This window comes from Paenibacillus allorhizoplanae, from assembly GCF_927798215.1.
GTDB lineage: Bacteria > Bacillota > Bacilli > Paenibacillales > NBRC-103111 > Paenibacillus_E > Paenibacillus_E allorhizoplanae.
This window is the reverse complement of the sequence record NZ_CAKMMW010000009.1, coordinates 180067-192364: the sequence shown is the minus strand read 5'-3', so window position 1 is coordinate 192364 and position 12298 is coordinate 180067. Positions and strand designations below refer to the sequence as shown.

The following is a 12298-nucleotide window of genomic DNA, read 5'->3' as shown; positions in this document are numbered from 1 at the left end:
AACTTCTAGTAACCCCCTCCCAACTCCCATCTTTTCAAAAAATGTATAACATGATATATTAATATCAACATATGATATAACATTTGGTTGGGAGTAGGGAGTGGGGAGCAATGTCGACAGATTCAAGACCCATTTATGAGCGAATTTATGAAACGCTGCGGGAAGAGATTCTACAACGCAAATATAACATTGGAGACCGCGTTCCTTCCGAGAAGGAATTGGCCGATGACTATAACGTGAGCCGGATCACAAGTAAGAAAGCGCTGGAGATGCTGGCGGAAGTTGGACTGATCGTCCGTAAGCCGGGGAAGGGCTCTTTTGTCGCGGATGAAAGCGAGCCATCAGCGGAAGCGTTGTCTTCCGAGGATCGGGCCAAACATAACTTGATCGGTCTTGTCATCACGGATTTCGGCAATACGTTTGGGACGGAAATGATTTACGGCATGGAGCGTGCCTCGGCCGACAACGACAGTTTCCTTGTGCTGCGCCGTTCTTTCGGCTTACCTGAGAATGAAGAGAAAGCGATTCGTTCGTTTCTCGAATTAGGCGTGGATGGCATCATTGTATTTCCTGCGCAAGGGGAGTTCTACAATGCGGAAATCCTGAAGTTAGTCATTCAGCAGTTCCCTTTAGTGTTGGTGGACCGCCACCTCAAGGGGGTAGCGGCAGCTTCGATCAGTACAGATAACATCAGTGCTGCACGCACAGGTACGGATTACTTGCTTGATTTGGGCCATAAGCAAATCTGCTTACTCACGCCGCCGCCTATGGATACAACGGCGATCGAAGATCGGATTGAGGGCTTCGTACGCGCCCACGCGGAACGCGGGGTTCTCGTGGACCGATCCCTGTGGTTGGACGAAATTACGTCTACGCTTCCGAATTCGTTCCATCAACCCAACATTAATCAAGATATCGAGTTGATCAAGACGCATTTGCGGAGCAATCCGCATATTACAGCTTTATTCGCGATGGAATATAATATAGCCTTACTAGCCAAGGCAGCTGTGGAGCAGATGGAACTTCAGATACCAGGGGACATTTCTATCCTATGTTTCGATAGTCCACCAACTACGCTGGGCAGCGGCTATCGGTTTACGCACATGATTCAGAATGAGGATGAAATCGGCAAGCTGGCTGTCGAGAACGTGCTGAAGCTCAAGCGCGGTGAGAAAGTGTCGAATAGAACGACTTTGGACGCCAAGCTAATCATCGGAGAGTCTACAGGTCCAGCTAGATGACTGAAATATCGGAACCACCTATAGCCAAATAGTAAGGCCTACACCAGAGATTGCTAAACTAGCAATCTCTTTCTTTTTGAAGTTAGTATATTAATCTAATTAAATGATATGTAAATAATATAATAAATGCATATTGACATAACTTTATGTGATCGCCTATAATCATAAATGTAAGCGTTTTATTTCCAAGTTAAGGGAGATGATTCACCCGATGAGGAAATCTGCTATGCTGCCGACATCTATGTGCAATCTCATTGATCATGTAAGTAAAGAGCTGCATCATCTAGAGCGGCCGAAGCTGGCTGCCATGTTTGGCGAATGCTTCGCGAATACATTTCAAACCACGATTGGGCAGCTGGAAGATGGTTCAACGTTCGTTATAACAGGTGATATACCAGCCATGTGGCTGCGCGATTCTTCTGCTCAAGTTCGGACGTATCTGCTGCTAGCGGGGGAAGATCCCCTCATCGCCGATATGATAGAAGGTGTCGTGAGAAGGCAAGTTCAGTATATTGGGCTTGATCCGTACGCGAATGCCTTCAATAAAGAACCCCATGGCGCAGGCCATCAGCAGGACATCACAGCCATGAGCCCATGGATTTGGGAACGTAAATATGAAATTGATTCTCTCTGCTACCCCATTCAGCTCAGTTACTTCTTATGGAAGGTAACCGGCCGCACCTCCCATTTTACGGATGAATTTCGAGCAGCCGTTCTTTCTATCCTTCAGCTTTGGCGAGTAGAGCAATCCCATGAAACCCATTCCCCTTATCGCTTCCAACGGTTGAACTGTCCACCTACAGATACCTTAACAAGAGAAGGACTCGGCAGCGCAGTTGGCTATACCGGCATGACGTGGTCTGGATTTCGCCCTAGTGACGACGCTTGTACATATGGCTATTTGGTGCCAGCTAACATGTTCGCCGTCGTGGTGCTTGGTTACCTTGGGGAGATCGCGGATAAGGTTTGGATGGACTGTGCTGTAAGTGACGAAGCCCTTCAATTAGCCGCTGAAATTAGAGATGGGATCGAGGCATACGGAACCATCCCGCATCCTACGCTAGGTGTCATGTATGCTTACGAGACTGACGGCCTTGGAGGCTATCATTTGATGGATGATGCCAATGTTCCCAGCTTGCTCTCCATCCCGTACTTAGGCTACACAGAAATGTCGGATCCGATGTATCAGCGCACGCGGAGCTTCATTCTAAGTGAAGAGAATCCTTACTTTTATCAAGGGGAAGTTGCGCAAGGCATTGGCAGTCCGCACACACCAGAGCGTTACATTTGGCCCATTTCACTTGCTATTCAGGGACTCACGGCTTCCAGCCAAGAAGAAAAGCTTCGACTATTAGATCTACTGGCTGCTACAGATGCTGGAACAGGTTTGATGCATGAAGGCTTTCATGTGGACGATCCTGCGAAGTTTACGCGACCTTGGTTCTCCTGGGCAAACGCGATGTTTAGTGAGCTGGTATTGGATGTATGCGGTCTTTCGATTATGAGAATAGTTCGGTCATCATGCTAGGTTATGTGGGGGTAACCCTTTTAACATAGGCAGTGAAAAGTAGCTTGTTTCATATAAAAGGGAGGAAGAATAATGAAAAAATGGATGACTGTGATTACCGCTGTGACACTAACGCTTAGCTTAGCAGCTTGTACGTCCAAAACCGACACGAATCAAACGACAGCAAGTACGAAGCCCGAGGGGACAACGGCTCCCGCAGCTACGGCATCAACCGCACCAGCGGCCAAAGCGCCAGTAGAAATTACCTTCTGGGGTGACTGGGGTGGAGAAGGAGAAAAGCAGTTCGTCATGATGGCAGATGCTTTCAATAAATCGCAGGACAAAATTAAAGTGAAATACGTGCTGCAGGAAGACATGATTACGAAGTTTCTGACTGCTGCGACCTCAGGCGGCTCTCCGGATGTGATGTTCTGGGATAGATGGCGGACATCTCTATATGCTTCCAAGAATGTCCTTCACCCCATCGACGAATATATGAAGAGAGACAACATTAAGCGTACCGATTATTACGATGAAGCGCTCAAAGAACTATCTGCCGGTGATAAACTGTACGGTCTTCCTTTAACGGTGGATGCTAGAGCACTCTTTTATAATAAGAAATTATTCGCTGAGAAAGGACTTCAACCGCCAAAAACGTGGGAAGAGCTGGAGAATGCGGCTAAGCAGTTGACCGTATGGGAAGGCGATAAACTGGTTCGCTCCGGGATGTCGATGAATGATAATGGCCTGTTCAATATGTGGCTGCAGCAAGCAGGCGGCTCCATGATAACTAGTGATATGAAGAAAACAAACTTCAATAACGACCAAGGTAAGCAGGTGCTGGATTTCTGGGATAAACTGATCAACAAAGATAAGGTATATAAAGTTGGTTTTGAAAAAGGGTTAGGTGAAGGCACCGATGCCTTCGTCACAGGTAAAGTAGCGATGACCTATACAGGTCCTTGGATGTTGTCTACGTATAAAAAATATGGCAAAGAGCTTGATTTCGGCGTTGTGCCTCCACCAGCAGGACCTGGCGGCGGTAAAGGAAGCGTCATGGGCGGCTTCGGTCTCGTGATTCCTGCGGGCTCTAAACACAAAGAAGAGGCATGGGAATTCGAGAAATGGTGGTTAGCGAATAAAGACAATGCGCTCTTATGGGCTAAAACCAGTATGAACCTGCCTGGCTTCAAGCCAGCGATGCAGGATCCATTCTTCAAGGATGACCCGAACTGGAAGCCATTCATGGATACGCTGGAATTCGCGAAGATTCGTCCGCAGCACCCTGGTTACTCCGTCATGGAAGTGGATGGATTGATGCCGAACCTGGATCTATTCGTTCAGGGCAAGCAAGATGCGGCAACGACCCTGAAGAAGGGGCAAGAGCAAGGAGATAAGCTGCTAGATCAGAACGCGGCAGGCAAGTAAATAGAGGCACACGGGGAAGGTAAACCTGATCTTCCCCTTTCTTGTAAGGAGGGAATCTATGGCATCCGTCAGCAAGCTTAGCCGACATCAAGCTAGAATGGGATACTTCTTCATTACGCCGACAATATTCCTGTTTGTCATATTTACGGTAATTCCCGTGATTATGGCGCTGTACCTAAGCTTCACGAATTATGACATCGTAAGCAAAAATGATTTTGTAGGCTTGGCCAACTATAAGCGACTCGTGGATGATCCGACATTTTGGACGACATTGAAAAATGTCTTATTCTATTCGGTGCTGTATATTCCCTTGAATATCGCAATTTCGTTGTCCATGGCTGTGCTGTTTATGCGTAAACGGATCGGAGTGAAATTATTCCGCACAGCAGGTTATCTACCGACGTTAACATCAGGCGTTGCAGCTGCAACGGTCTGGATTTGGCTGCTGAATCCTGAATTTGGTCTCGTGAATGAGCTGCTGAGCAAAATTGGCATTACGGGACCCTCGTGGCTGGGGGAAATGCCCTATGCGATGATCTCCATCGTATTCGTGACCTTATGGCAATCCGTTGGTGCGAACATGATCATCTATTTGGCCGGATTGAACGGTGTTCCCGAGCATCTGTACGAATCGGCAAAGCTGGACGGCGCGAATGCTTGGCAATCGTTCCGCTACATTACTTGGCCCGTTCTAAGGCCGACGACTTTTTTTGTCAGTACTATGGCGATTATTGGCGCACTTCAACTCTTCGATCAAGCCTATGTCTTGACCAAGGGCGGTCCTGCGAACTCGACCAAGACGACCGTGTACTATATTTATCAGCAAGGCTTTGGGCAGTTACAAATGGGATACGCAGACGCTATGGCCTTCGCCTTATCGCTTCTGATCTTAATATTCTCGCTCATGAATATGAAGCTTAACAAAGAAGAAGACGCCATGATCTAGGAGGATGGATTATGAAACCAAAGTATTTGTATACGACGATTCTGTACCTCATTTCCATCGCAGTCTGCCTAGTCATGGTGATCCCTTTTGTTTGGAGTTTAATTACTTCAGTTAGGCCCGATGAAGAGATCTTCATGCTTCCGATTAGGTGGATTCCTTCCAGCTTGACGATTTCGCATTACACGAAAGCTTTCGACCTAGTCCCGTTTGGACTGTATTTCAAGAATTCGTTTTACTTAGCCTTTATGGGCGTCCTGTTCAATCTATTGTTAGGTTCTTTAAGCGGGTATGCTTTCGCTAAGCTTCGATTCAGAGGCCGTGACACGATGTTTAAAATATTGCTCGCCGCCATGATGATTCCTGGAGTAGTAACCTTGATCCCGCAATTTTTTGTGCTCAAGCATATCCCCTTCGTGGGAGGGAATGATTGGCTTGGTGGAGGCGGGAATGGCCTGTTGAATACGTTCTGGGCGGTTATTTTGCCAGGAGCTTCGGGGTCATTCGCTGTCTTCTTCATGCGGCAGTTCTTCGTATCCTTACCGAGTGATCTGCAAGAGGTGTCACGCATCGAGGGGAGCGGTGAGCTGCGCATTTATTGGAACATTTATATGCCGCTGGCGAAGCCGGCTTTAGCCACATTAGGCATTTTCACTTTCCAGGCAGGCTGGAATAGCTTCCTAGGTCCGCTTATTATGCTGAACGATCCCGCTAAGAAAACAATTCAGTTAGGCTTAGCTGCATTTACGTATAACAAGCAGGTTGATTTCGGACCTTTGATGGCAGGTGCTTTAATTGCAGTGGTTCCCATTCTAATCCTCTTCCTGTTGTTACAGAAGTATTTCGTGCAGGGGATTGCTTTTACAGGGACCAAGGGATGAAACGCAAGTCAGACTTGAAGGTGAATGCAATTGAACAAGCGATGGAACATGCGAATAGTCCTAGCGGCTTTCGGAATTGGGTTAATCATAGTGGCAATCTGGGGAGTGATGAACATGGGGAATGAGCATATCGTGACGGATGGACAGGTGAATGAAGAAGCTAAGACTGAAACCTGGGAGAAGCGAGCAGCATTAGCGCAATCAGGATTGATGAAGCAATATTGGAACAGCAAGCGGAACTTATTCGATAATTTATCGCCGTGCAATGATTTGTGCAATGAGAAGTTTCACTATTGGTGGCAAGCCCATGGCGTAGATGCGTTGGTCGATGCTTATATAAGAACGGGAGATAGCGAGGTTAAAGGCAATTTGGCCAATATGTACCAAGGTATGTTAGATCGCAATGGCGGTGCTTGGCCGAATGATTTCTATGATGATATGGAATGGTTAGCAATAGCATGGCTTCGAGCTTATGAGGCGACAAGCGAAGACAAGTATAAACAAGCGGCACTGCTGCTATGGGAAGATATTAAGACAGGATGGAATGAGGAGCAAGGCGGAGGTATTGCTTGGCGTAAACCGCAGATGGATTATAAGAATACACCGGCGAATGCCCCAGCAGCCATTCTAGCAGCGAGATTGTATCAGCAGTTTGGCGATGCGGAGGACTTGGCATGGGCCAAGAAGATCTACGACTGGCAGAAGGCGAACCTCGTGGATCCCGAATCAGGCTTTGTCTGGGACGGGAAAAACCGTGAGGGTGACGGCAAGATAGATAAGAGCTGGGAGTTCTCTTACTGCCAAGGTGTTTACATTGGAGCGGGCGTTGAGCTATTCCGAGCAACGGGAGACAGGAGCTATCTGGCGGACGCATCGCGAACCGCTCAAGCATCCAAAGCTAGATTGACCTCTCCGATCACGGGTATGCTGCCTAGTGAAAGCAATGGCGATGGCGGCCTGTTCAAGGGTATATTTGTCCGCTATTTGGCTGAATTCGTGCTAGTGGATCCGAGCCAGAAAGAGTCGTTGGACCTATTAGTAACCAATGCGAATAGCCTCTGGTCTTACGGGAGAGATGAGCAGCGCCAGATGTTCAGTAAGTCGTGGGCCACTTCTCCGGAACCAGCGGAGGATTTAAGCGTTAATTTAAGCGGCGTCATGCTGTTGGAAAGAATGGCTGTTTTGGAGAAGAAGGGCTTGCTGAAAGAGCGTTGAACGCTGAGTGCTGAGAGCTGAGAGCTGAGTGCTGCGTGCCGGGAACTGACCGCAAACCGCAAACCGCAAACCGCAAACCGCAGACCCACGCCCCCTTCCTCAATACTAGCTAACGGACATGAGAGCCGCTATTTGCCTAAAATATGAGGTTTTGACAATCTAACGGACACAGATGACGTTATTTCATGGAATCCATCAACAAGTGGGGGATTATTACCATAATAACGTCCATCATGTCCGTTAAATTCTGAAACGAGCAAATTTGCTAGAAATAACGGTCGTGATGTCCGTTAGAATATCAGTGGACCTAGGCAATTGCAAGAAAGGAGCTACAGATACGCAGGATGGAGGAAATTCATTCGAGAGGAGGTGAATTTGATATATTTGTAAGCGCATTCATTCGCGCGAGTTTGATCGACCTTTGCACTCATCTTTTAATAAAAAGGAGTTGTTGGACATGAGTCTAGTACAAAGAACAGCAGCCAAATGGGTAAGCATGTGTTTGGTCATGGTCCTATTTCTTACGGTTTGGGGAGGCGCCAATCGCGCTTCTGCTTTCACGACAGCCAATGCGGATACAGCGATGACGTCTTTCGTAACCACGTTTTATGATGCATCGGCTAAATACTTCTACACGAACAGCGATCATCAGATTCAAGCTGCCCATGCTTATGGTCCGAACGGTGGACTCTACACGGATTTCTGGTGGGAGGCTCAGCTGTGGGAAACGGTGATGGATGCTTATCAACGTACAGGAATCAGCACATATCGTACGATGATCGATGATATTTACACGGGCTTCAATGCGAAATACACGAACATGGTAGCGAACCAGTTTAATGATGACCTCGGCTGGTGGGCGCTTGCCTGTCTGCGTGCCTATGAGATTACGGGAACACAAGAATATTTGAACCGCGGCTCCTTTCTCTTCGATCACGTCTATGCCAGCTGGGATACCTCTTATTATGGCGGCGGAATTTGGTGGAGATCGGATGCGCAGAATCCGGCAACCAGCACCAATGCTCAGAAAAATATGGCTACCAACGCGCCTATGGTCATGACCGCCATTAAGTTAAAAAATGCTTACAATAACGCCAGTTACTTAACGAAAGCGCAGCAAATCTACAGTTGGATTCAAACGAAACTAGTCAATGGAAGTAAGGTAAATGATCACATGGAAGGTACAGGAGCTGGGATCGTGAAGGATTGGGACTTTACGTACAATTACGGCACTTATCTAGGTGCAGCTACAGCGTTATACATGGCTACGGGTACAGCTAGTTATTTGACGGATGCGAATAATGCTGCTAATTATGTCATCAACAAAATGACCTCGGCTACCACACTATTATATGAGGGGGAAAATGACGCCCCTGGTTTCAAAATGGTTTTTGCACGCAACCTGAACCAGCTTCGCGTACAGGCGAGTCAGTCTCAATATCTCAACTTTCTGCAGCAAAATGCCACACAAGCGTGGAACCACAGACGCACATCCGATGGGATCATCGGCAGTGATTGGACAGCGCCAACGGGCTCTTCCTACGTTCAAAGCTTAGCAGCCGCAGCAGGAGCTTCCATTCTACAACTTGCGCCCGCAGATAATTACACAGGAAACATTGCTGGCAACGGGGTGTATGAAGCCGAGAATGCAAGGCGTACCTTAGTAAGCGGCAGCGGCATGATCAATGAAAGCACACAGACTGGCTTTAATGGCCGGGGCTATGTGGCAGGTTGGAATACGAACGGCACGACCATCGATTTCTATGTGAATCAGAATACGGCCGGTACCAAAACCATTACATTCCGATACGCGGCAGCGGCTGGAAATGCGAGCCGTTATGTGAATGTGAATGGTGTTGATGTGGCTGCGAATCTCACCTTCAATGGAACCTCGAACTGGAGTACCTGGAACACCGTCTCCTTAACGGTTTCTTTAGCAGCGGGGTCTAACACGATCAGACTTGGATTTGCTAGTTCGAAAGGTAATACGAACTATTTGAATATAGACCAATTGTCTGGCTTATAAAAATCTTGAAAATGGAGGAAGTTATGATAAAAGAAGCGGGAAATCAAATACATGTTGTACGACAGGTAATGCTGGTATTTTTTATTACATTGCCATTGATCATGTCAGGCTATTTGTTTCCGCAGAAAGCTGCAGCTTTAAACAACGGTCTTGCGGTGACTCCTCCAATGGGTTGGAATAGCTGGAACATCTATGGATGTAATGTGGATGAAGATAAAATAAAGCAAGCAGCGGATGCTGCAGTCAGTAGCGGCATGAAAGCAGCGGGCTATACCTACATTGTGATCGATGATTGTTGGCAAACAAGCAGAGCTGCTAATGGCACGATCATCGCAGACCCGGCCAAATTTCCAAGTGGCATTGCAGCACTCGCCAGTTATGTTCATAGCAAAGGCTTAAAATTTGGGCTCTACACGGATGCTGGGTACACGACGTGTGCTGGAAGGCCTGGCATGTTTGGTCATGAGGTTCAAGATGCTGCTACATTCGCCGCATGGGGTGTTGACTATACCAAGGTAGATTGGTGTGATCACGGCACCTTGGATCCACAAACGCGGTATAGCATTATCCGAGATGCCATAGCTAATTCTGGAAGGCCAATGTTATTCAGCATTTGTAACTGGGGAGTGAATAAGCCCTGGATATGGGGTCCTGCAACAGGAAACATCTGGCGAACGACGGATGATATTTTCGATTTCTGGGATAGAGTCACATGGATTATTGACCAGAACGCTCCTCTTGCTAACTTCGCTGGCCCTACCTTAGGCTGGAACGATGCAGATATGCTGATGGTGGGCAACTACGGAACAGGCGCTGTGTTTGGAGCAGGGATGACAGATACTGAATACCGTTCGCATATGTCCATGTGGGCGATCATGGCATCACCGCTCATTGCTGGCAATAACTTAGCCTCCATGAATCAAGCAACGAAAGATACTTTGATGAATGCCGAAGTGATTGCCGTGGATCAAGATGCGTTGGGCAAACAGGGCGTATTGGTAAGTGATGTTGGCGGGCTTCAGGTTTATTCAAAGGTATTGCAGACTTCGGGGACCAGAGCCATAGTCTTGTTAAATCGTACGAATGCGTCATCGAATATGACGGTGAATTTTGCAAGCCTTGGATTGAGCTCCACGGTAGCAGTTAGAGATTTGTGGGCTAAAGCGAATGTGGGCTCTTTTACAACAAGTTATACGACAACTGTGCCCTCACACGGATCTGTTATGTTAAAGCTCACAGGTTCGGAGGCAGCAACAGGGGCGATTGTTTCGGGAAAAACATTCCGATTATCCCCGAAATCAAATGGCTTGTCGCTAGCTGTTGACGGAGCCTCGACTTCGAACGGAGCGAACATTCTTCAATGGGATAAAGGTATTGCGCAGAATGACAAGTGGGTTATTACTGCTACAGATAGCGGTTACTATAAAATTATTAATGTAAAAAGTGGAAAAGCGCTAGCTGTCGAAAATGCATCTTTAAGCGATGGTGCGAAGGTTTTTCAATGGGATTATGGTACAACTGGCAATGATCAATGGCTAATCCAAGGGCTTACTCAAGGCTATTATAAAATAACCAACAGACTCTCCGGTAAATCGCTCAATGTCGCGAATAACTCGTTGATTAGCGGCGGTACATTTATTCAGTGGCCCTATGCAGTAGCAGATAACATGGCCTTCCAGCTTATCGAAACGGATATCACCTATGAAGCAGAGTCAGCTTCTCTTCATTCCCTCTCTACGGAATCTACCAATGGCGGATTCACTGGAAATGGCTATGTCGCAGGCTGGAATGCCAGCGGACAATGGGTAGACTTTAACGTTGTTGCGAGTGCAGCTGGCAATTACAATTTGACCTTCCGGTATGCTGCCGGGGCAGGAACAGCAGGACGATATCTCTATGTGAACGGCGTAGGCGTCGTTAACAATGTATCATTTGCCGGTACGGGAAGCTGGAGTTCGTATAATTCCGTTACGGTCTCGAGCGTCGCCTTAAATAGCGGCGGCAACACGATTTCTCTGATTTTCGATGCTGCGAAAGGGAGCAATAATTATTTGAATCTGGATAACATGAAGGCACAGTAAATGAAATAGACCATAGGAAGCCCAGGGATGAAGGATATCCTTGGGTATCTTTTTTTTCGAGTTTCTAGCATAGGATTAGGTTAAAAATTTGCACTAGTAAAATAATGTAAGATGATTTAAGCTTGACTCATTGATTGTGATGAGGAGGGCTATGAAGGATGGAAATCAAATTATTTAAAGCATTGTGGGGCATGGAAGGCTCGCTAGAATCCCAATTTGAACGAATTGCAGCAGCGGGTTATGTGGGAATTGAGGCACCGATGCCGACACTTGCGGAAGAAGAACAATTCCGGAAGCTACTGGAGAAGCATCAATTGGACTATATTGCGATGGTATTTACCCAGGGTCCTGATCATGTAACTTCTTTTGCCGAGCAAGTGGCACGTGCTGTAACCTTTCAACCTATTAGCATTACTTCACATAGCGCCAAAGATTCGATGCCATTTGAAGAGCAAGTCGAATTCTTTCGTAAAGCGGCTGATATTGAGAAAGAATATGGGATTGCCATTGGCCATGAGACTCACCGCGGCAGAGCCTTGTATAATCCATGGGAAACGGGCAGACTGTTAGATGCCGTGCCTGAGATCAATCTAACAGCTGATTACAGCCACTGGTGCTGTGTAACCGAGACCACCTTAGAGAATCAAGAGGAGAATTTGCGCAAATCATTCTCCCGTGTCCAGCATATTCATGGCCGAGTAGGCTATGCACAAGGTCCTCAAGTACCTGATCCAAGAGCACCGGAATACGTACACGAATTGCAGAGGCACATGAGCTGGTGGGATAGCATCGTACAAGCGAAGCAGGATGCAGGGCTAACGACAGTCACTTTTACGCCAGAGTTTGGGCCTCCAGGGTATTTGCACACCTTGCCGTTCACCAACCAACCTGTTGCAGATTTATGGGACGTTTGCCTTTGGATGGGAAAACATTTCAAAGGACACTATAAGAGTATCTAATCCTATTACTCTCAGTT

At 47.1% G+C, this 12298-nt stretch carries 9 protein-coding genes; all 9 read left to right on the top strand.

Annotation, left to right across the window (positions count from 1 at the left end; genetic code table 11):
* Positions 1-110 precede the first annotated feature (110 nt).
* Positions 111-1241: a GntR family transcriptional regulator gene (locus L6I86_RS17025; protein WP_236288973.1), complete on the top strand. Its 1131-nt coding sequence runs from the start codon at positions 111-113 to the stop codon at positions 1239-1241.
* A 211-nt stretch (positions 1242-1452) separates the two neighbouring features.
* Positions 1453-2769, top strand: coding sequence for a glycoside hydrolase family 125 protein (locus L6I86_RS17020; RefSeq protein WP_236288971.1), 1317 nt, complete (start codon positions 1453-1455; stop codon positions 2767-2769).
* 72 nt (positions 2770-2841) lie between these two features.
* On the top strand, positions 2842-4176 hold the full coding sequence (locus tag L6I86_RS17015; RefSeq protein WP_236288969.1) for an ABC transporter substrate-binding protein: 1335 nt from the start codon (positions 2842-2844) through the stop codon (positions 4174-4176).
* 58 nt (positions 4177-4234) lie between these two features.
* Positions 4235-5122, top strand: a complete 888-nt coding sequence (locus L6I86_RS17010; protein ID WP_236288967.1) for a carbohydrate ABC transporter permease — start codon at positions 4235-4237, stop codon at positions 5120-5122.
* An 11-nt stretch (positions 5123-5133) separates the two neighbouring features.
* On the top strand, positions 5134-6000 hold the full coding sequence (locus L6I86_RS17005; protein ID WP_236288965.1) for a carbohydrate ABC transporter permease: 867 nt from the start codon (positions 5134-5136) through the stop codon (positions 5998-6000).
* A 114-nt stretch (positions 6001-6114) separates the two neighbouring features.
* The gene (locus L6I86_RS17000) at positions 6115-7215 is read left to right on the top strand and encodes a glycoside hydrolase family 76 protein (RefSeq protein WP_236288963.1); all 1101 of its coding nucleotides are present in this window, start codon (positions 6115-6117) and stop codon (positions 7213-7215) included.
* A gap of 457 nt (positions 7216-7672) precedes the next feature.
* Entirely contained in the window at positions 7673-9241 is a 1569-nt protein-coding gene (locus L6I86_RS16995) for a glycoside hydrolase family 76 protein (protein ID WP_236288962.1), read from the top strand.
* Positions 9242-9309: 68 nt separating this feature from the next.
* The gene (locus tag L6I86_RS16990; protein WP_236288960.1) at positions 9310-11322 is read left to right on the top strand and encodes an RICIN domain-containing protein; all 2013 of its coding nucleotides are present in this window, start codon (positions 9310-9312) and stop codon (positions 11320-11322) included.
* 158 nt (positions 11323-11480) lie between these two features.
* Complete coding sequence (locus tag L6I86_RS16985; RefSeq protein ID WP_236288958.1) at positions 11481-12281, top strand: sugar phosphate isomerase/epimerase family protein; 801 nt, start codon at positions 11481-11483, stop codon at positions 12279-12281.
* Positions 12282-12298: the final 17 nt, after the last annotated feature.